The 19996-nt window shown below is 48.1% G+C and carries 24 protein-coding genes and 1 pseudogene; 4 read left to right on the forward strand and 21 right to left on the reverse strand.

The features are described from left to right. Window positions 1–23: 23 nt before the first annotated feature. Entirely contained in the window at window positions 24–683 is a 660-nt protein-coding gene (locus ACI0FF_RS13020; protein WP_419797243.1) for a BRO family protein, read from the reverse strand. Window positions 684–974: 291 nt separating this feature from the next. Between ACI0FF_RS13020 and ACI0FF_RS13025 the strand changes: the two genes are divergently transcribed. Together ACI0FF_RS13025 and ACI0FF_RS13030 are read left to right on the forward strand one after the other, a co-directional pair. Then, window positions 975–1580 (forward strand): hypothetical protein, encoded by a 606-nt coding sequence (locus ACI0FF_RS13025; RefSeq protein ID WP_419797244.1) that lies wholly within the window; start codon window positions 975–977, stop codon window positions 1578–1580. A 74-nt stretch (window positions 1581–1654) separates the two neighbouring features. Further along, on the forward strand, window positions 1655–1939 hold the full coding sequence (locus ACI0FF_RS13030) for a hypothetical protein (RefSeq protein ID WP_419797245.1): 285 nt from the start codon (window positions 1655–1657) through the stop codon (window positions 1937–1939). Here ACI0FF_RS13030 and ACI0FF_RS13035 read toward each other — a convergent pair. After that, window positions 1936–5415 carry a hypothetical protein gene (locus ACI0FF_RS13035; protein WP_419797246.1) on the reverse strand — a complete coding sequence of 1160 codons (3480 nt, stop codon included), beginning with the start codon at window positions 5413–5415 and terminating at the stop codon, window positions 1936–1938. The genes ACI0FF_RS13030 and ACI0FF_RS13035 overlap by 4 nt on opposite strands. Window positions 5416–5429: 14 nt before the next feature. Here ACI0FF_RS13035 and ACI0FF_RS13040 point away from each other — a divergent pair, with 14 nt between their 5' ends. Further along, window positions 5430–5921 carry a hypothetical protein gene (locus tag ACI0FF_RS13040; RefSeq protein ID WP_419797247.1) on the forward strand — a complete coding sequence of 164 codons (492 nt, stop codon included), beginning with the start codon at window positions 5430–5432 and terminating at the stop codon, window positions 5919–5921. A gap of 1 nt (window position 5922) precedes the next feature. On the opposite strand, the gene ACI0FF_RS13045 is transcribed toward ACI0FF_RS13040, so the two are convergent. From ACI0FF_RS13045 to ACI0FF_RS13105, 13 genes and pseudogenes are all read right to left on the reverse strand, one after another. Beyond that, window positions 5923–7500 (reverse strand): hypothetical protein, encoded by a 1578-nt coding sequence (locus ACI0FF_RS13045; protein WP_419797248.1) that lies wholly within the window; start codon window positions 7498–7500, stop codon window positions 5923–5925. Window positions 7501–7502: 2 nt separating this feature from the next. Continuing rightward, complete coding sequence (locus ACI0FF_RS13050; RefSeq protein ID WP_419797249.1) at window positions 7503–8129, reverse strand: hypothetical protein; 627 nt, start codon at window positions 8127–8129, stop codon at window positions 7503–7505. Beyond that, window positions 8129–8608 carry a hypothetical protein gene (locus ACI0FF_RS13055; RefSeq protein WP_419797250.1) on the reverse strand — a complete coding sequence of 160 codons (480 nt, stop codon included), beginning with the start codon at window positions 8606–8608 and terminating at the stop codon, window positions 8129–8131. The genes ACI0FF_RS13050 and ACI0FF_RS13055 overlap by 1 nt, the downstream gene beginning before the upstream one ends. After that, window positions 8592–9370: pseudogene (locus ACI0FF_RS13060) on the reverse strand (IS5 family transposase). Before ACI0FF_RS13060 ends, ACI0FF_RS13055 begins: the two are co-directional and overlap by 17 nt. Before the next feature lie 72 nt (window positions 9371–9442). Continuing rightward, window positions 9443–11692: a ubiquitin-activating E1 FCCH domain-containing protein gene (locus ACI0FF_RS13065; protein ID WP_419797251.1), complete on the reverse strand. Its 2250-nt coding sequence runs from the start codon at window positions 11690–11692 to the stop codon at window positions 9443–9445. Continuing rightward, window positions 11689–12282, reverse strand: a complete 594-nt coding sequence (locus tag ACI0FF_RS13070; protein ID WP_419797252.1) for a hypothetical protein — start codon at window positions 12280–12282, stop codon at window positions 11689–11691. The genes ACI0FF_RS13065 and ACI0FF_RS13070 overlap by 4 nt, the downstream gene beginning before the upstream one ends. Before the next feature lie 50 nt (window positions 12283–12332). After that, on the reverse strand, window positions 12333–12731 hold the full coding sequence (locus ACI0FF_RS13075; protein ID WP_419797253.1) for a hypothetical protein: 399 nt from the start codon (window positions 12729–12731) through the stop codon (window positions 12333–12335). 43 nt (window positions 12732–12774) lie between these two features. Then, window positions 12775–13179: a Bbp16 family capsid cement protein gene (locus tag ACI0FF_RS13080; RefSeq protein ID WP_419797254.1), complete on the reverse strand. Its 405-nt coding sequence runs from the start codon at window positions 13177–13179 to the stop codon at window positions 12775–12777. A gap of 41 nt (window positions 13180–13220) precedes the next feature. Then, entirely contained in the window at window positions 13221–14225 is a 1005-nt protein-coding gene (locus tag ACI0FF_RS13085) for a major capsid protein (protein ID WP_419797255.1), read from the reverse strand. A gap of 22 nt (window positions 14226–14247) precedes the next feature. Beyond that, entirely contained in the window at window positions 14248–14958 is a 711-nt protein-coding gene (locus tag ACI0FF_RS13090; RefSeq protein WP_419797256.1) for a hypothetical protein, read from the reverse strand. Beyond that, on the reverse strand, window positions 14933–15283 hold the full coding sequence (locus ACI0FF_RS13095; protein WP_419797257.1) for a hypothetical protein: 351 nt from the start codon (window positions 15281–15283) through the stop codon (window positions 14933–14935). Before ACI0FF_RS13095 ends, ACI0FF_RS13090 begins: the two co-directional genes overlap by 26 nt. Further along, on the reverse strand, window positions 15283–15777 hold the full coding sequence (locus tag ACI0FF_RS13100) for a portal protein (protein ID WP_419797258.1): 495 nt from the start codon (window positions 15775–15777) through the stop codon (window positions 15283–15285). Before ACI0FF_RS13100 ends, ACI0FF_RS13095 begins: the two co-directional genes overlap by 1 nt. 239 nt (window positions 15778–16016) lie before the next feature. Continuing rightward, window positions 16017–16382 carry a hypothetical protein gene (locus tag ACI0FF_RS13105; RefSeq protein ID WP_417821271.1) on the reverse strand — a complete coding sequence of 122 codons (366 nt, stop codon included), beginning with the start codon at window positions 16380–16382 and terminating at the stop codon, window positions 16017–16019. 238 nt (window positions 16383–16620) lie between these two features. Between ACI0FF_RS13105 and ACI0FF_RS13110 the strand changes: the two genes are divergently transcribed. Beyond that, the gene (locus tag ACI0FF_RS13110) at window positions 16621–17196 is read left to right on the forward strand and encodes a hypothetical protein (protein WP_419797259.1); all 576 of its coding nucleotides are present in this window, start codon (window positions 16621–16623) and stop codon (window positions 17194–17196) included. Window positions 17197–17260: 64 nt separating this feature from the next. Here ACI0FF_RS13110 and ACI0FF_RS13115 read toward each other — a convergent pair whose 3' ends face one another. The 6 genes from ACI0FF_RS13115 to ACI0FF_RS13140 form a co-directional block, all read right to left on the reverse strand. Further along, on the reverse strand, window positions 17261–17482 hold the full coding sequence (locus ACI0FF_RS13115) for a hypothetical protein (RefSeq protein WP_419797260.1): 222 nt from the start codon (window positions 17480–17482) through the stop codon (window positions 17261–17263). Beyond that, a complete protein-coding gene (locus tag ACI0FF_RS13120; protein WP_419797261.1) occupies window positions 17479–17694 on the reverse strand; it encodes a helix-turn-helix domain-containing protein in 216 nt (71 codons plus the stop codon). The genes ACI0FF_RS13115 and ACI0FF_RS13120 overlap by 4 nt, the downstream gene beginning before the upstream one ends. A gap of 66 nt (window positions 17695–17760) precedes the next feature. Continuing rightward, window positions 17761–17973 carry a hypothetical protein gene (locus tag ACI0FF_RS13125; protein WP_419797262.1) on the reverse strand — a complete coding sequence of 71 codons (213 nt, stop codon included), beginning with the start codon at window positions 17971–17973 and terminating at the stop codon, window positions 17761–17763. Next, complete coding sequence (locus ACI0FF_RS13130; protein ID WP_419797263.1) at window positions 17970–18686, reverse strand: hypothetical protein; 717 nt, start codon at window positions 18684–18686, stop codon at window positions 17970–17972. Before ACI0FF_RS13130 ends, ACI0FF_RS13125 begins: the two co-directional genes overlap by 4 nt. After that, window positions 18683–19615, reverse strand: coding sequence for a hypothetical protein (locus ACI0FF_RS13135; protein ID WP_419797264.1), 933 nt, complete (start codon window positions 19613–19615; stop codon window positions 18683–18685). The genes ACI0FF_RS13130 and ACI0FF_RS13135 overlap by 4 nt, the downstream gene beginning before the upstream one ends. Then, entirely contained in the window at window positions 19612–19995 is a 384-nt protein-coding gene (locus tag ACI0FF_RS13140; protein ID WP_419797265.1) for a VRR-NUC domain-containing protein, read from the reverse strand. The genes ACI0FF_RS13135 and ACI0FF_RS13140 overlap by 4 nt, the downstream gene beginning before the upstream one ends. Between the last annotated feature and the right edge of the window lies 1 nt (window position 19996).

The following is a 19996-nucleotide window of genomic DNA, read 5'->3' on the forward strand; positions in this document are numbered from 1 at the left end:
CGGTGGGAACCGAGGGAGGCAAGTTAATGCCTCACCTCGATCACCTTCCCAATAACACGGACTTCTCGCTTTTCCTCAATGCCGGGGTTCATGCCGCTGTTAAAGGCGATATAGCCGTTTCGATTGAAAAAGCGGCTTTCTTTCATTTCCAGAACACGCCGGATAAGTGGTTCCCGATCATTACACCCCATCACAACGCATCTTGAGCCGGGCGCGATATCGCATTGCGCGGTATCAACAAGCACCTGTTCGCCATCAATCACAAACACAGCGTAACCTTCAATCAGTTTTGGCATTAGAGGGAGGCTTTGTTGTTCCGGCTTGCGGCGAAGATGGGATTTGACCTGAACGGTTTTTCCTTCGTTGTGGGCTTCGATCAAGTCCAGTACCCATTTGCGGAATTGTTTGGCGACAGGTGTTTTAGCGAACATGGAAATTAAGTGCGCGCCACGCAGACTGAACACACGATGCTTGGTTGGTGCAATCTGACCGCTCGTCCTCAGTTTGAGGATGAGGGACATATCCACAGAAAACTCATCCTTATTGCGATTATAGAGATTGATAAGTTTTGATGTGCTTGCATAGCCGAGCGCGTTGGCGATATCGGTTCCTGAAAACCATTTACAGCCCTCGTGTTCGATTACAGACAGAGTGGTGGTTTCAAATGTAAGTGCGTTTGTCATTTTTGTGCCTCTAATGTTGACCGTTGAAAGCCAACGCTTGCGGATCTTTCGACGGACCCAAAGCGCCGGGAGGTTCGAAACCTGTAGGGCACAAGTGCACAGGCGGGATTATTCCCCATACGGGTATTGTATTCTCCGCCCTCCCGGCTCAATCCGGGCACAAAAATACCGCTATCTTACGGGTGCGGTTTCCGCTCATGCCTAAGTGGTTTCGACGCCACACAGAAAATCTACACTTCTGGACTCCCGTTGTCAAGTCAGGTATGGTTACGCAACTTTAGGGAGGGCGTTGTGAGAGTTTTAATTATTTTTGGCCTAATTGCATCTTTGTCCAGCTGCGTTTCGATTACAGATATTAATTATTCATCAGAAAAAATAGAAAACGCGTGGCTTCTTGATTATCAAAGGACAGAAGAGGCTTACAGGATACGTGCTCTTGATGTTAACCCTGATATAGCATATCAGCACACAATCAAAGCTCTCAATACGATTGGCCTTGTTGTAACAAAGGAAGATCATGCTGCGGGCGAAGTTTGGGCGAAAGGTATAGCCCCATCCCCCTTGACTAATAAGGAATGGGAAAAAATCGTTGTCAAAGAAAACCCAAGGGTCAAATCCCTATCAAACGGGATATTGTATTTAGACAAAGACCCATCAGACTACACAATTACGGTACTTGTTACCTTAAGGAGATTAAAGAGCAGCACTCTTGTCATCTTGGATTATCAATTATCTTCACCGAAATATGAAGCTTACGGGATTAGGCTTCCCAAAATAGCACCACCGGAAGCCGTTCTGATCGGCTCTCTCAAGTTTTGGGATGTCCTTGAGCAAAGATTATCACAAATTGATGCGCCAAAGCCACGCCTAGCTAAGCAACATGAGCTCGGGATTTAGTCGCAATATTTTGTAATGCCAGATCCATAGCAGTCGCGGGAAGCTTTTAGCGAACCAATTTTTGGAAGAAGACCGTGAAGATAAAGAAGTATTTACCATACATCCTTTTTATCCCAATTTTTCAGCATTTTAATTTATTTGAAGCAGACGTAACACTTACCTTTTTGGTAATCGGGATATCAGGTGGTATATCGTTTTTCTGGTACTATCACGATGATAGAAATGTTGAGCTACAACGTCTCGTTAAATCTGCATGGTGGGGAGGCATTGTCGCCTCAATAGGCTATGGCATTTCCCTATTCGTCGTTGCAGGATTAGCCATAGCCCTTTTCCAAGGTATCACCGAACAGTTACCTTAACTCCCCGACAAAGCCTTAGCCCTTTCCTCTTTTGATTCCCTGATTAAATCTGCCAATTCTGGAATTTCTTCCAAAAGTTGCTGTTTCGCCATCTTCCGAAATGCTGAAACATACTTCTGCATCATTAACGCTTTCCCACCATCAGGCCCATCTGTTTGTGCATTATAGGTAGCCGCTTGAGGGTGAGTTCCGTTCACCAAGCCTGTCAATGTTTCTTTCAATCCGAGTCCTGTTGATGGGTCTTTCAGCTTATTTCCTGATAATTCTACATATCTGTGATATTCAGTTGCGGTTAGCTTTACTCCATCCAACTGGCGCATAGGCATGCGGATTGGCACTTGCAAGCGCATCAGTTCTTCGTCTACTGGCGCGTATTTTCCAGTAGACGTATAGAACGGTGAAATAATATCAGGACCTAAACCGCCAGACATAACAATGGGATCGCCCCAAACATTTGTACGTGGCGGCAAGTCTTCTGAATAACCCGGAATGCGTGACTGCATTTGATTAAGAAGAGACTGCCAAATATCAAGTCCTTTGGTGTCCCTTAAAGTATTATCGTTAAATGCGCGATTGGTCTGAGCGACACCTGTTGGAATTAAGGACCCTGAGAAGCGTTGTAAGAACCGCGTCATGTTGCGGTCTGGGTCTTCAATAGCCTCAATTAATTCAGAAACACCCATGAGCCATGTTTTAGAAGTTGTATTCTTAGCAATAGCCATGACCGCTGCCATGCCTAGTTCATCAACACCGCCATCCCCGTCCTCTTCTCCATATAACTGCCCCATAATCTCAGCAGTATCCGCTGCAAGTCCAATCGTCATCCCAAGAGGATCAAGGCGGTTATAGCTATAATATTTCTCGCCAATTTTAATTGAATACGGTTGCCATCCTGTATTACGCAAATGCGCTTTCATTTTCCCATCAGACGGTCCACCTCCGGTGATGAAACCGCTAGAAGCCATATCAGCAGACGTAGCCATAATCATTGTACCCATGCCGATTTTCGCAAGGGCTAAATCTCGCCGCGCCCCACCCGCTGAAATATCCGCTCTCACTTCACGGGAAAGTGGAGCTAAAGGAGTGCGCTCTCCAACATACTTGAGAATATTAGTAGGCGTTCTGATAAATGGAGCAACTAAACGCAGGCCGGGTACAGTTCTAACCCACTTTTGCGCAGCTTGCCCTGCCTCACCCAACGGCTTGGTAAAGGTTTGGTAGCGCGCTGCATCGACGGAAGACATATGGATATGCTCAGGAGGGTCAGCGACTATTTGAGCAATTCTTTCAGCCATTTTCTTACCTTCTAACCCTTCGGCCTTTGCAGTGCGAAACGCTTGGGCACGAAGCTCCATGCGATACCCCACAGCCTTAAACAGTTCATCCTCAGCCGTCAAAAAGCGGGATGGCACCCTTGCAACTTCCCCCAAAAGATCAACCCCACGCGCCGCAATGCCACCGCTATCCAATGAGCCTGCGGTAATCATATTTACTGCTCGACCCGCGCGTGTTCCTGCGAAATTATCCGCAGAAAAAGAACGGTGCGACTGCTCAAGCTTTCCAATTAGATCAGAGCCTTCTCCTGTGCGTAATGCTTTAGCTGCAAGCTTAACGCCGTCCTTGAAGCCATGAATCAAACCAAAAGCTTGCGCTGACGCTTCCCCCGATTGCACGCCCGCATCGCCAATTAAGCTGCCTATATGATGAGCAAGCCAACGTTCAGGCACTTGCCAAGCCGCAACGATGCTATTGGATAAGATATTTACAGCATGGGTTTGCGGGCCTGAGAGTAGGCCATTTACCCAAACCTCATACATCTGATCCCAACCAGAAGCTTGAGTCATCTCACGCGCTGACTTATTCAATGCAGCAGGGTTTTCCTGCGCAATATCAGCCAACTTCTGCGCCATATCACGGTTAAATAAATCTCCGCCATTGCCCTCAAGCAATTCTCGAATTTGCCTGTCACGATCAGAGCTACCTTTTGCAATAATCTTAAAAGACTGCAAGGCTCTACCTGCCTCCGCTGTCATGCCTGAAACTTGAGCTTGAATGCTCCCGTGAACCGATAGCGCACGACGAAAGGCCACAACATCTGTTGCGGACGCATCCGCTGTCGCAGCCTTCTTAGCGAGCATAGTAAGTTGATCAGCACTTGAGGCTAAAATTTGACGTGCGGCTAAAGCTTCTTCTGCGTTGAAAGCTTGGCCTTTCCTGCGTGAAAGTAAGTCATCAACGGTCATGTCAAGATCAGAAGCAAGGTCAGCCGTGACCTTATTTAAGACTTTCCCACGTCGCGCTTCCTCAATGTTTCCTCTAAATAATTCTGCCGTCTTTGTAATAACTTCTTGTACATCTTCCGGCACGTCTATACGAGCAAGATTAGGAACAGCCACCTTATCGCCCTGAATTGGCGTCCTAAACAATTCCGCTTCTTTATCACTTACGCTGATTATTTTTACTTTTGGTTGGGTGCTATCCCCCAGAGATGGTAATACATCTTCTGCAGTTTCTTCAACGCCAACTGTTCTGGCTTGTTTCTGTAACTCCGCTGTATTTTTAGAACTGTCTACATCCGGGCCAACATTAACCTGACTTTTAGCTGCCCTTTTGTTTTTATGAACGGATCGAAGCCACTTAACTCCATGAATAACCCCATCGAGCGCAGTACCAAACAATACGCCTTTACCTGCTTTTTTCAGCCTCGCAAAAGCTTCATTATCATCTTCGTCGGTGAAAATGTATTCTTTTGCAGCGGTTTGTATTTCAGGGAATCCTTCTAATGCCCCATCCAATTTATCAATCAAATCATCTTCGTAAGGGTCAAAAAAAGCAAAATCGGACACAGCCCCAGCGGTCGCAGATTTAGCTACATGCGCACCTGTTGAAGCAGCCTTTACCCCCTTCATTGCCCTAAAGGCAGGAATAAACCCCGCTAGGAATTGTGAAATTTTACCAATGGCCTGCCCTGTTGTGCTATCAGGTTCATCAATGCTAGGCAGGATCACGCCTTCCTTAGCAGTTCCTTCCTCATAGTCGAATGTGAGTTCGCCATTTTCATCAATCAACTTGATGTGCCCAAGATCAGCAAAGTTATCATTCAGCCAATCACCAAAGCTTTTGGTAGTTTGGATGAATTCTTGAGCACCTTCACGCAGCCCCCAAACTACAGCACGAGGAGACTCCTGAAAAACACCCTCTCCGACATCAGAAATAATATCGCCAGTTTTTTCAGCGGCATTTTCCCATGACCATGATTCTGCTTCCTCGTTTGTTGTTGCCCCCATCGCTTCTTTTATTGCATTAGGAGGGGTTTGTTTAACAACGGACTTGCCTAGGCTCTTGGGTACGGGAGCAGCTTCTGCTTCATCCGGGCCAAATAAAAAAGCTAAATCTTCGTCCTCCCTCAATTCAGTCCTATTCAAATATGCACTACTTACATCGTCATGTTGTTTTGCAATTAACGGGTCAGTCATGGTATATTGCCCCTATGTTTTGGATTATTTCATTCACAATTGGCTGCTTGTCTCTATTGGCGTTTAGATGGCTGGTTTTAACCAACCTCTCTCTATCGCCTTTACTCTGCCGTTCAGCGATATTCTCTGCAGGTGCTAGTTTCACATTATTCGGTCTTGCCTTTTTCTTTGCCGATGGTGATTGGACATATGTAAACCCAGAAAAATTTGGGGTCGCGTTCCCCCTCGCCTTGATCATTAATCTTTTCATTGCTATCGGATGGAGTGGTAACTTTCTTATATGGACCGCCATTGGTTCATACCTATTCAAATGCGCATTAGGTTCCGGGTGGCTAGAAGCAGCGCATTTCATCAGAGACGATGAAGAAAGAACATGGGCTCCGGTTCGAGAACGCATTGCTTCTGAGGAAAAGGCCAAAAAGAAAAATGACCTTAAACGTCGAGAGAAATTTGAACGCATAGGACGAAAAATGGGTAAAGCTGCAGGCAGGATTATTAAGCACTGAGTCATCGGCGCTCACCTTTTTTACCTTTATCATTTTTCTCTTTTTCTTGTAGAGCTTCTATGCGAAGCCGAAGGTAACGCACCTCTTTTCGCGCTTCATCTCTCGTAATTTCTCCACGTCTTAAAGCCTCTTTTGTGGCCTGTTTGCTTTTTTCCAAATCCTCAATAACGTTTAGATTTCCTATTTGATAAACAGGTCGCGGGAATGAAGATGGTCCAAGATCAGTTGAGCGATATCTGCGAATAAAGCTTTCAGCAAGGCTTTCCAATTCTGCATCAGTTTTAGCCTGACGAGCGGCTCGTTTAAATTCAATGGTCGCCCTTTCTCTCCGGTATGATGTGTTTTCATCAAATACCGCAGCAAACCCACCAGAAGCTATGCTGTTCCTCACCATATTTGCATACTCTTTTATTGCGGGGCTGTCGCTCTGGCTCTCATCAATTTCTTTGATCATTGAACGCATGGTGGATGAGTTTATGCCATTACCCAATGCACCCAAAACTTCTTCCTTTAACTTAGATGTTTCCATTTCACCGGAATAGATTTCGCGCCACAGTTCATTTGAAATGCCCTCATCAACATCATCACTATCCGCCTTCAATGCTCTTGACGCTTTGTCAAATTGAGAGGCTGAAATAATCCGTTTACTGCGCAGTGTTTCAAGATCGTTCTGCGTGAGGAGGGACGAGGTATCTTGATTATAAATCGCGCCCAACACATCACTAAAGGCCTGCTCTTGACGGTCCTTTTGCCACTTTTTAAAAGCGCGTTCATTTTCTTTTTCAATGGCTATAAATTTACTCTCTATAGCCGTCTTCTCGCTTGGCAAGATTTCATCGCTATTCTTATCAAGATACGCCTGAGCCCCCTGATCATCCTTATGCGCCAACATCCGCTCAACGACCTTTGAATGCATGGCAGACACAGAGCCCTTCAACAAAGACGTCTTTTCTTCTTCTGACATGCCGTTGCGTTGAGCAAGGTCCTCAACCGATGTTATGATTTTATGCCGTTCGGCCTGCACCCGCTTTGGGTCCGTGTAATTGTTTGCAGCACTATCTACAGACCCTTGAATACGTGCTTTCAACTGTCCATCGTAATATGAGTTAAGCTCTCGTCTTTCATGGTTTTGCAGATTACCCAGCATTCGGCTACGGCGCGCTTCAATCAACCGTTCTATATTCAGACGTTGGCGTTGTGAGGTGAAGCCTTTTGTAATGCTTTGACTAAATTTGTCATAATCATTCCCGATGGAGCTCGACAAACCGAAAGCACTCTTTCCTTTCTTGGCGTATGCCCCTTTTTCAGGATCATGCAGGATGGCGTTTTCGTAATCCTCAAGGTGCTTTTCCGCTTCAAGCAATTGAGATTTCTCAAGAAGCTGCTTTTGCTCCATAGCGATAGCGTCAAGTCGATTGGAAGCGTCTTGAAGTTGACGCCCTGCGTTAACCATATCTCGGCCTTTGTTCGCCCCAAACATATCCGCATTCGTATTCAAGCGTTGATCGGGCGTATTCAACGGTGTCGCACGCACTTGACCAACGCCGGCTTCGGGGGATGTAGGAACTTTAATAGCCATGATTAACCTGCCTGATATCTATACCATTTGTCCGCAACGGCAGAGGTCCCACTAAAGAGGGCTGAGCCACCGGACAAGAGGGGGGATTGAGAATTTGCCTGTGCGGAATAAAGACCGGATTGCGCCTGATGGTTCATACCTGTAACCTTATGGTTATAGGCCTCAACCTCTGCATTGTGCCGGATCGTCAAGGCGTCGAACTCTCCAAGCTGTGCTGTGTCCTGCAAAATGCCAATTGCATCTTCCTGATCAACGGCAAAACCTGATGAGGCCAAAGCAGAGCGTTGCTTGCCTTTGAGCTGCTCCACCTTCAAACGATGTTGCCGTTCTTCGATTTCACCGCGCTTGGTTGCGTCCTCTGCTTTGCGGTCTGCGATAATCTTGTTGTTGTTGGCAACCGCCGCCTGATAGTTCGCTTGATCTTGCGCAGCCTGTGACTGCTGCATTTGACCGTAAACCGACATGCCTGTTGAAAGTACCGTTGTCGCCAGTGATGCGTTTGCCATCATTGCCATTGAGGCATAGGTGGCCTGCATGGCGGCTTGCGCAGCGGTCATCGCCGTTGCTGTGGTTGCTGCTGATGACCCAGCCATTGCAACGCCCGTTGCCGTTGCTACAAAAACACACATCACGCTCTCCTTTTTTCAAAATAATGAAATGGCAATCCTTCAGGCCCAAAAGGTGCAGCTTCTCCCACCTCAAACCCGAGCCACTTCAACCAACGAATTGCAGCCACGTTTCGGGCATCCACCCAATTATATAAGTGGTCATAAAGTTCGTTCATTTGGGTCACCATCGCCCCATTTTCACGGACAAACTTACGAGCAACCCTTTGGTCATCAAGAGCCGTTGTTCCAATCATCCAAGGCGCAGCGGTTCCGGCAAATGAATTGATAGGTGCCACGCCAAACAGGCAGACAGGCATAATATCGGCATATCCAACCCAACAATGAGAAGAGCAGCGATAGGACTGCACAAGTGCCTCCACGAACGGTTTTCCCGTCATGGCTGTTGCTTCCTCTTTGTCGGCACCCCGAGCAAAGGCGATAACCCGCCCCATATCTTCCATTGTCGCCTCATGGATGAACGCCTTAGGTCCTGTTGACAAAGTATTTTACCCATACCCGAATTGATGTGACCTGCACGAAGCCAAGGAAACTGAGCATCGTCTTGTCATACCGAGTTGCAACCCGGCGAGCATTTTTGAGTTTGTTGAAGCAGCGTTCAACCTGATTTCTCAAGCCATATACGAAATCATCAACGGGAGTGATTTCCTTTCGGTTTTTCCGCATTGGGATCATGGCGTATCCACCGCGTTTCTCCATATCGTCCCGAATGGAGTTTGCATCGTAGCCTTTGTCTGCCAATAGAACCTTGGCATCTGGACCACCCCATTCCATCAATGGAGCATACCCTTTGTAATCTGATGTTTGGCCTTCGCTGATTTCCAGAGCTATTGGCAAGCCTTCGGCATTTGTTCGAAGGTGTATTTTGGACGTAAAGCCACCTTTTGAACGGCCGAGACCCTCTTTTTGAGTCCCCCTTTTGCCCCAGCAGCCTGATGATGGGCTCTGATGATTGTGCTATCTATCATTTGCACTGTATCTGGAACGGCTTTGGCATCGTTCAAGGCATCCAGTAGAACATCCCAAACGCCGAGCAATGTCCAGCGGCGGAATTGACGATAAACAGAGGACCATTTACCGAAGTAATTGGGGAGGTCACGCCAAGGTGCTCCTGTCCGGGCAATCCAAAAAATACCATCAAGAGTGAGGCGGTGATTTGAGGGAGGACGGCCAGATTTTGGCCCTTGGGCATGAAGGAATGGCTCGAAGAATAACCATTCATCGTCGCTCATCAAATTCCGCATAGACTTCTCCTCATAAAAAGAAGTCTTGAATCACATTCTAAGCAATTTGTGAACCCACTTTGTCAACAGGACCTAATCATCGCTCACCTCAATTTCAGGCTTCATGGTCAGGATGGTGAAGGGCATCGAATTGCTTTGACGAACAAGGAAAGACCCGTTGTCACCCCATCCAGCCTGAATGGTCACATCAACGTTTTCCGGCCCTTTCACGAAATCAACGAGTTCCGTCATATCAACAAGGCTTTCTGCGTCTGGCCCGACCTGTAAGCCCCGTGCATTCATCACTTTCATTTTGACCGACGAGACGCGCTTTGTGTTCCCTGCGTCTGATGGATCAATGATAATTTCCAACGGCTCAACATCTGACACATAAGGCAGGCCAATATGAACAACCGAAGCCAAACGACCAAGATCAACGGCTCCATCCGTTACAAGCAGGTCATCAATAATGTTTGTGTCTGCGATTGCCCGGACGGTCATCCCTTCAAGATGATCGAGGCCCGTTATCACTTGTTGCTGAGGGTCGAATGTGCCGGATAAGGAACAATCCAGCATGTTGTAATCTGCTTCATCGTCCACATTCAGGGAATTGAGACGCTCGACAAACTTCTTGTCTGTTCCATTGATGTTGCGCTTAACGGATAAATAAACAGCATCCTCGCGCCCTTCCGGCACGGTGCATACGCTTAGAAACTCGCCTTGCGTGTCGTGGCGGTGCCATGCCCAAACCTCATGCTCTTTAAGGAAGGTCATGCCTGCCAGTGATCCGTCATCAAGGACGCACCAAACGATTGAATGCGGACGTTTCGCGTAAGCCCAATCCACAATCTCTTTACCGTCAAAAAGGTGGCGGGCCAGAATGGTCAAGTCGGTGGCGTCGAAACTGTCTTCTGTCAGTTCGTATCCAAAATCACGGATAGTGTTTCCGCTGCTGTCCACATATGTAATGGCCTTTCCGACCTTAAGCGGTGGCAGATAGGAACATCCGTGGCTCGTGTAATCGTCCGCCGAAATTGTGGAATAGCTGATTTGCCCATCTTGCCCGGAAATAACCCACTCCTCACCCGCCGTGAAGGTTACAAGGTCTTTGTTGCGACGGACAAAATGCATAACCTCTTCGGACGTTTCCAAGGCGCGGGTAATTGAATCATCGTCTTTCCGGGGGCTTGAATATGACAGGTTCTTATAATGCCCGACTTGCGTCATCCAGACAGTTCCCGGTTTCGCGGTCGTGTTGGCGAAACACTTGCGTTGCTTGAAATACTCAACAACGCCGGGGTTATTATTGGGCCCTCTAAAGGGATTGCGCGCCTGCGGTGGCGTGTCTTTCACATCGGGCTTAATATTGTCATCGGTAAAGCTAAGGCTATCAGAACGACCCACAAACCCATAAAACCCGGTAAAAAGACGGTAAATATTATAGGTCACATTATCAGGTGAGGCATCGTAGCTTATGGTGTTGTCCCATTCTGCATCCTTACTGGTTGTCACCTCAAAGAAGGTGCGCGCAACTGTTCCACCGCTTACGTAGGCGCTGTAGCCGGTTCCATCTTCTTCCAGAAGATCAAATGTATCGGTGCTTACATTGGTTATTGTGAAATGGGTATCGTTGATCTCTGTCATGCCAGTAACGCCACTGATATAGACCTCATCACCCACTTCAAAGCCATGCGCAACAGCAGTAATTGTGACCGGGTTTGTTTGCGTGGCGTTTGTGATCGATACAGTGGTTGCGCTTGGACCCGGTAAACTCACTTCGCCCGTATCACGATCAACGGCGCATACCTTATATCTGAATGTTGCTGATCCGGCAGCGTTGACCGTGACACTCACGTTTGATGGAGGTGCGGTTTCGGGCTCAAACTGTGATACCTCAAGCCCCCAAAGATGATGATCTGTGCGCGTCAAGTCTCGCGTTTCATAGCTGCGGTGCGCAATCGTCATTGTGTCCATTGATTGCGTATATTTGAGGTATCTGAGCGCGTCCTCTGTATAAGGCGTGACAATCTCAGCAGGCTGATCATCAAGGGGATTCAGAACAACGCCCCCATCCTTGATGATCCGCATGTTCATATCACCAAAGACTAACACGTAAGCTTGTGCAGAATTGAAACGAAACGGAATAAGGCGGTCTTTTTTCGTGCTGTCCTTATGCTCGCAGATAAATGTGGTTCCAGCTCGTCCAGATAACCCGCCTTGTGCATGAATGATAACGTTGCGCGCTGTTTTAAGGCCGCTTTGGTACTTGGCAAGGTCTGCCCTGCCAGACACAGCCGGAGACTGTTCACCGCCCGTAAATGATGTTTGCAGCTTGCTCGTCATCGCGGGACCTCATGCCAAGGCACGCTAATTTCTTCTTGGTCATCGCCTTCGGCTGCATCGATCGATTGCGCACGAGGTAGGGCGATCTCTTCGAACATTTGCAATGCTTCCCGCGCTACAGAGGCTTTCTTGCCGAGCTCTCCTGAAATGCGGTATGCAAGATTATAGGCCACTGCATCAATGAAAATGGCCCCGTATAAATTGGGATCCGTTACCTTGATGGTATAGACGAGCGTGGCTCCATCCTGATCGGTAACGATGCGGCGCTGTCCGCCTATGTTTGTGACTTTAAATTTAACGGACTGCTTGCCAAAAGAATTAATGATTTCTCGTGCGCCATCTTCGATACAGCGCACTGGATATTGATAAACAAATTCATACTTAGGGTGTGTTTCAAGGGGCATTTTGACCAGTGGGGCGGTTTCCTCGGCAAAACTCCAAGGGTGCGCAATCAAGGTGGCTGTTAAGGCCTGATCCCAATGGGTTGCGCAAACAATGCGTTCGGTGGTGTTTTCTGTGTCAGATTTAATCCGCTTCCCGTGCTTGGCATAGGAAAGGGCCATATTCCAGATATCTACCTTTGTGGTCATGGTTTTGCCTCGCATGAAAAGGGCGGAGCCCGAAGGCCCCGCTCTATCGGTTACTTGCCTTCTTTGGCGGCAAGCTGGTTTTGCAACTTGGTCACTTCGCCTTTTTGGGCAGTGAGCTGCTTTTTCAGCTTCTCGTTTTCGGCTTCCACTGCCTCAATCTGCTTTTTCAGATCAAGATTTTGCGCTTCGGCTTCTTCGTTAATGGTTGTGAGTTCACCCACCTTATCTTCAAGGAGGGCGATTTCTGCTGCTGCGGATTCTGCATCCAAGCCAAGATCGGGCGAGGCTTTACACTTGCCGTTACTTTCCAAGGCCGCAAGCAGGTCTTTGTCTTCTGTTGCCATCCAATTAGAAGAAAAGTCCGAAATTTCTTTAATCTTAAAATTTGCACCTTCTTGGATGATCTTATTGGCGTAGTAGCCTTTTTGTGTCGCTGTCACTGTGTACATCTCTAACGCTTTCCTTATGAAATTAAGCCATAAACCAACGCCGTTACACGTTGGTTTGGTTTCCTGCCGTAATACCAGCCGTAAACTTGCCAGCCGTTAGAGGTCCTGTTGCGACCGTGTAATAGACGTCAACGTAACGGCCTTCCGTGCCAAGCGGGATGTAACTGATCGGCACTTGATAACCCGCAACCAAGTCGGCCTTGGGGATAGCACCCGTTTCAATCACAGTCTTCGCACTGCTCATGTCTGAATTGTCCGAAATACGCACGGAAAACTTGACGGTTGCATCACCGACCGCAGCGGCATCTTCGGTACACTGGATCAACAAAGGGATCGGTGTACCTTTGCCAATATCGCGCTTAACGCCAAGATCGATTACATTGGTCGAACCTGCCGTTACTGTGACGGCCTGCTTATCTGAGAAGAGGTTTTCTTCATCTAAGATCATTGTTTAATTCCTTCTACCTGAGAAAAAAGAGGGAGCGCCGCCTAAACGACGCGCGCCTCAGTGTTCAAGATTGCATCACATTCACGAACCGGGATTTTGCGGAAGTGCAAAACAGGCTCGCTATCGGGACCGGCTTCTTGCCAACGCAGGTGAACCTTGTTGTTGGCTTCGCGTGACTGGTGATCCAGATATTCAAGGATTGTGCTGTTGGCATAAATCGCAGCCTTGCCACCGGTCACTTTGCGTTGTTGCAGTTTCCAGTATGCCTTAACCATCAAACGGAACAGGTTCGCGCCTGTTGTGCCGTCTTCGGAAAGGTCAGAAACATCAATGTTGGCAATGCGGACAACGTAGCGATAGTCACGCACAGAAAGGCCGTTGTGCCATGTGAATTTTTCACGAAGAACGCGTAAGATGGAACTATCTTCCATTGTCTTGCTTTCTTCGCCGTAATCTTCACGATCAATGCCAGCTTTTACATTTTCAGGATAGAGGCCGTGAACGGTACGTTTGCCCCATACCACAATGTAAATGGATGTATTATCCGATCCGGTACCGCCCGCATCGACAATTTGCTTGCCGCTTTCCGCATTCAGGTCGTTAAAGCGCGGGGCAAACCCCATAAACTTGTCAGGATCAACAGCTGTGTCGCCATAGAACAACGTTTCCGCCATTTCCTGATTGAGAGCTTCCAAGAACGCGCTTGCTTCGGACAGGCGCAAGCCTTTCGGGTCTTTTGATAATTCAACAAGTTTTTTGTCAACTTCGGAAAGAGCTTCCACATAGCCGGTTGTGTCTTCAACCTGTTTGGTGGTTGATTTACTGGGCTGTACACCCTTGTACAAGCGGCCCCATGTTGCGGACGGCAAACCTGTACGAACAGTTGTTTTGTGTTTCGTGCCGTTATTGCACTCATCCACAATCATATCCTGCAAGATTTCATTGGTTTCCGCCAACATTTCAATAATGGTGGCAACCATCTTGTCTTTATCTGAACGCTTATAGACATCCGCGAGCGTCAGATAAGTATTCCCTTTAACTGCCATTTGGCCTTACTCCTCTTTAAGATTAATCGGGATACATAATGTCTTCAGGGCTTTCTGCGCCCTTCATGGTTGGGTCAGGTGTTGGTGTGTCGGTATCATCTTGAACCGACTTACCAACGGCATGCAGGAACTTGCGCACCGCTGGATTCTTGTCGAGGAAGTACTGTCCAAGGACTTCCTGAAATTCTGTGCCGCCCTCGTAGGCGTCAAAACCAGCCTTGATGGAGGCCTGAGCCTCGCCTTCAAATAAACCGGCTTTCGTGGACTCTTCCGTCCACTTTGTCTGCGTTTCATTCCACTGAGAAACAACCGCTTCTTGTTGCTTCTGGACAAGCCCCGCATAGACATCAACAAGCTGCTGTGCCTTTGCTTGGCTCATGTTGTTGTCTTTCAGGAATGGTTCGACCGCAGCAAGGGCGTCTTTGTCCAGATCCATACCATCAGGCATGCTGAAATCTTCATAACCCTTTTCAGGGTAGCCATCAGCCTTATCGCCGTCGTCTTCATCTTCGCCCTTGGGAGCGCCTCCCTCGGCTGGCTTTTCTTCGGTGTCGCTTTCTGCCGCGCTATCATCGGCGGGCGCTTCGCCACCTTCTGCCGCTGCCGGTTCATCACCGCCGCCGTCACCATCAGGGACATCGGCACCAACGGAACGCAGTTCGTTCGGGTTCATGGCGTTCCACTCAGGCCAACGCGGGTCATAATCATCAATCGGTTTTGTCATCGTCTTCATCGTCAGAGTTTCCTAAAGTTTGATTTTCTACAACCATCTGCGCAAAGTAATTCTTTTGATCGTGTGCGCTCAATTCCATTACATCATTAAAAATATCCGTTGCGCAGCTTCGCATACCTTCAAATATAAAGAGTTCGCTATGTTCTGTCTGCACTGCATTGCGCGCATCAAGGAAATGAAAGCGTTCAAGCAGTCTCCAAATATAGCGCCTTCCATCAGTTGTATTTATCACAACTCGAAGATCATTGAAATTCTTTTGCTTATTTTCAGCTTCAAGCCGCCTTTGTTCTTCGGCCTCAATCTTTTCTTTTTCGTACAGGTCCATTAGATTTTCATGCCTCCCAATGCAGCATCAAGCAGATTTCCGCCGCCCGTTGATGTTTCAGAAAGCATCTTTGCCCCTTCAATGGCCTGACCAGCTTGTGCTTGCAGCGCTTGCATCTGGGCAGCTTGTGCTTTTGCGTCACGTTGGGCCTGCGCTTCTTCCATTGGTGTGATGATACCTGGGGGAACATTGCGCAGCTCGCCAAAGCGATCAATAGCACCATCAACATTAATACGATCAAGAATGCTCGGGTTGAGTTGTGCCACGGTGCCTGCAAACTGTAATGTGTCCTCAATCGTCTCGATCTCGACCTGCTTCTGCGCCATTGCCAGAACAGAGATTAAATCCAGTTCCAGTTCTTGCCCTGCCAACTCAGGTGGTGGTGGCGGTAAGATTCCAGCCGCCAGCATGCGGGCAAAGGTGTTGTCAATTAAAGGCTCCAGAAGATCATCGCGGAACTGTGTGAGTAAAGGCCCGCAACCCTTTACTGACAAACGTTCTCCAAAAGAACCGCCCCTCAACGTATGTGGAGCAACCCTGTTGCCGCCCCTTAAGGATAAGTGCGCGAACACTCCCCTTTTTGTTCCGCTGGCCTTCAAGTTTATCGTGAATATATTGCTGCGCTTTATTTAACGAAAAAGGGACAACAAGGCCCGATTTTGTGCGAATACGCAGGCAAGACCTTGCAAAAAATTTATAATCATCTCGAAGCGCGAACAGCTTCTTTTTTTGCTCAACTGTCAGATTTAGAGCCATTAGCAGCCCCTTCCAGATCATCAAGCAAATCAGCAAAGCAAAGCGAACCGCTCAGATTAATATCCTTGCGTTCCCGGTACTGATCAGGGCGACGTGCCCCAAGCAGAAACTTGATCAAGGAACTGTCACCCTTATTGGCAAACTTTAGGGCCGTGTCCTCTAGTGTGTCCGTGCCCTCTTCGATTGCCTCATCCCAAAGCCTTGCGAACTCCGCATCCGTTTCGCGCAAGACATAGACATAGGCGCGGGAAATCCTCGCCAGCCGAGCAGCTTTCGTCACGCTGGCACCAGTCGATAGCACCTTAAAGAACTTCTCTTTTTTCTTTTCCGTGATCTCGCTCATCCATTTCCTGCATAATTTTGGACAACAAAAACAATCTATCAGTTGTTAAAATACCAACTATTGAACAAAAAAGAAACCCTCAACAATCCGAAGAAAGTTAAGGGTTAAGTTGTTTTGTCTGACGAAAACCGCGTCCTCGTCGGCGTTGACAGTTGTGAATATACCTATCATTGTTGCGATTGACAATGCCCCAAAGAGGGTGAAAGTTGTAAAAAAACAAAAACAAAGGCGTTGACCAATGTTGAATTATGAAGCTATCCGCCAGCGGCTCAAGGAGCTGCATGGCAAAGATCAAACGGGCTTTGGACGTGCAATAAACGTCGATAAAGCCAATATCACTTTGATGCTTAAGCACGGCAAAAGGAAGTTGCAGCTAAATGAGCTTCCTATAGCCGCCCAATATCTCGAATGGTCCGTTGACGAACTGCTCAGGCAAATCGGCATCCCCGTAACACCACCACCTGTGCAGCAAATCCAGCTTGTTGGCACCATCGAAAAGAATGGGCGCGTTACGGACGTTACACCGGAAAATATTTCCGCAGAGTTGCCACCCCTCCCACAAGATGCTGTGGCTTATCATGTGAAGGAAGCGCCTCTAATCAGGGGGGCTCTCATCGTTTCGTTGCCCGTTAAATCCATTTCTCCCGATGCTATGGGCCGTTTAAGCATTGTTCGCACATCAACCCACATGATGCATCTTTGCCACCTATCAACGACCTTTAGAACGGGAATTTACAGCATGGAGTTTCCAGACGGGTCGATTAAGACGGATACAATTGAAGGGGCAAGCCCGGTCTTGTTCGTGAAGCCATAGGCCCATAGAGGTCGTCCATTACGTCTATAAAGCCTCGAACTTGGAACCGGTTCGGGGTTTTGTTTTATTCAGAGCCCGCTACTTCCTCCAAAATCGCAGCCTCCAACACCTTCCCATCATGGCAGAGCTGCGAAATCTTCTTGTTGTCCCATGACGTTTGTTTACTGCCATCTTTCCATGTAACAACGACGGTGATGTTTTCGATTTCGTCCATATGGCGATATAGGCGCGTGATGATCGATCCGGCGGACGGTACGTGCTTTCCAAGGTCTACGATGTTGCTCATGTCAGATTCCTCACTATCGCCAAACGGCACCCAAGCGCCTCGATCACGCGAATGATGTTGTCCATACTCGGGCTATTACGACCAGTTTCCAAACCAGACACAACGCCGATGGAAACTCTTGCCTTGTCCGCAAGCTCCTGCCGCGTAAGATTTTGGCGCGTTCTCTCCCGCTCAACAAATTCTTGAAACTTCACAGCAGCCAATGGACGCATCAAATTCTCTCCTCCCCCTTTGACCTGCCGCTGCCGACGTGCAAGGGGTTTAAAATGGTTAACGGCTTATGCCGCCTCGCTAAATTTCCTCGGCAACTGTTCCGAATGACAGCGCCCAAGGTCTTTTTCCTTCTCAATCCAAGCGTAAAGCCTCGCTTGACCTCGTTCGTCTAGATGGTTGTGAAACGCGCAACGGGCTGGGGTATAAGCACCGGGCTCCCATGTGCCAAAATCTCCCATTACCTTCCTTGCCTCGCTGAGTGCTTCTTCAACCGTCATGCGTTGCTTCCTCTCAACAGTTCAGCAGCTTTACGGTCCAACTCGGCCCGGTCATCTCCAAATCTTTGCAAGTCCACAGCGTCCTCTTCTTTGACCTTCCGAGGCCCGCCCTTACCTTGAATTTTCTCGACGTATCCAACGGACGCATCACCGTATTTTTCGCGCATTTCAGTTATATGTTCGTCACGGATTTTCCGGTCTTTCGCGAGTACGGCCTCGCGTTCAGCTTCCTTCTGGCGGCGCTCGTGTTCGCGGATATGCTTTCTGGCAATGATCTGCGCATAGGTCCACTTACCCACCAGCTCCTCAAATACCTGCGTAATCTCAGCAATAGCCGGTTTGAACTTGTGCCGATCAAGGATCTCGTTGGTTGCTTTGGTGTGAAGGGTTGCGGGGTATTTCGCAAAAACTCTCACAACATGGGCCATGTAGATTTTTGGATTTTCCATCCCTTCGGCAGATTTCGAAGATTGCGGATAACCGCCAAGCAGGAAGGCGACGGCATTGGTTGTATGCTCCCCTTCACCAGCCGGTTGGTATTCATCGTCAATTTTTTCAACAATGGCTCGGCAGGCATTCAGTGGGACAAGTTTTGTGTTTTCGTCCACACGGGGTAAGGCCCCATTTTCCGCCATTAGGTCGGTTTTATGGTCGCGCATTGCCTGAATGGCTAAGGCGCTGTTGTGCGTTGGGAGTTTGGTGATATTGCTCATTCGCCCATCCTCAGTTTGCGGTTTTCCTCGTAGTCTGCGAGGTGTCCTAGCAAACCCTTACTAACCTCATCGTCGGACGGTGCAACGGGTGGGTTTTGCATGATTGCGGTGAAATATCTCAAGGGACGGGTAACATCCGGCTGCATGGCGCTGAGTATTGCTTTTCGGACAGCCTTAGCGCCGTGGATGCCAAGCCAGCGTTGCATCATGCCTCGGAGCTCCGTTTGACTGCTCCCCGCTCCAGACCAGAGCCAGAAAAATCCAAACCCTTCGCCATGCAGGCAGTAGTGTTCATCTTCCGACAATCCAGATAAATCCAAATCAGATTTTTTTTCATCATCCCGCTTGGTTGATGAAGATTCAGCTATTTGATTATTATCTTGAGTCTCTCTCTCCGTCTGAGTCTGTGTCTCCGTCTGAGTCTCTCTCTCCGTCTCCGTCTCCGTCTCCGTCTCCGTCTCTATAGTATGCATAGGGCTATCTATAGGGCTATCAAGACGGTCTAAATAGGCCTTTACTTCGTCCAGTTCCGAGGCGTATTTATCTTTAACTATCTCATTGATAATTAAATGTTTTTGATTACATTCAGGGAGATTTAAGGCGGTCTTGAATGCGCCTATCGCATGCTTTTTATTGGTGATGGGTGATTTTGTCAGGAAGTTGACTATCGATACCACTTCCTCGTCTTCATTCCAGTCTATCAATAGGGCTTTAGATAGGGCTATCATAGCGCTATCTATACGGCTATCATCCCACCTTAAGTCCGCCATGATGTAGCCTGTCGGAAGCTCATAGCAGCCGATAGAGTTCCCGTTTGAGTTGGTCAAAATGTAGATGTAAAGCAACTTTGCGTCGGAATTATCACCGAGCTTTTTGAACTTTTTTGAACGCCATAGGCCAGTGGCGACTTTTCCGAAATCTCTACTCATTGCAATTTTGCCTTTAACTTAAAGCCCCATTCTTTCAGGGTTGTTTCTACGCTGCTCAGGCTGTCACAGACCGCTACAGAGGCGTTCAAGTTGCTTAAGGTGCCAAGAACTGCGTCTTGATTTTCTGACGTATCTGAGCGCCGCCCCGGTGCCTTCATTTCAATAAAGAAGGCTTTGCCATCGGGATTGATAAAGCACAGGTCAGGGACGCCACTACGAACACCCATAGCCTTAAATATGCCTGCCTCAGCTTTGGTTCTTTTGCCGCCATTGGGCACATGAAACCAAAACCCAACAGCATCCGGCAGGGCGACATGAAGCCATGTAGCAACTTGTTTTTGTAATATCTCTTCTGGTCCCGGACCTCGCTTACGAGCCATG

Source organism: Terasakiella sp. 4MB5A (assembly GCF_050058155.1).
Lineage (GTDB): Bacteria > Pseudomonadota > Alphaproteobacteria > Rhodospirillales > Terasakiellaceae > Terasakiella > Terasakiella halodenitrificans.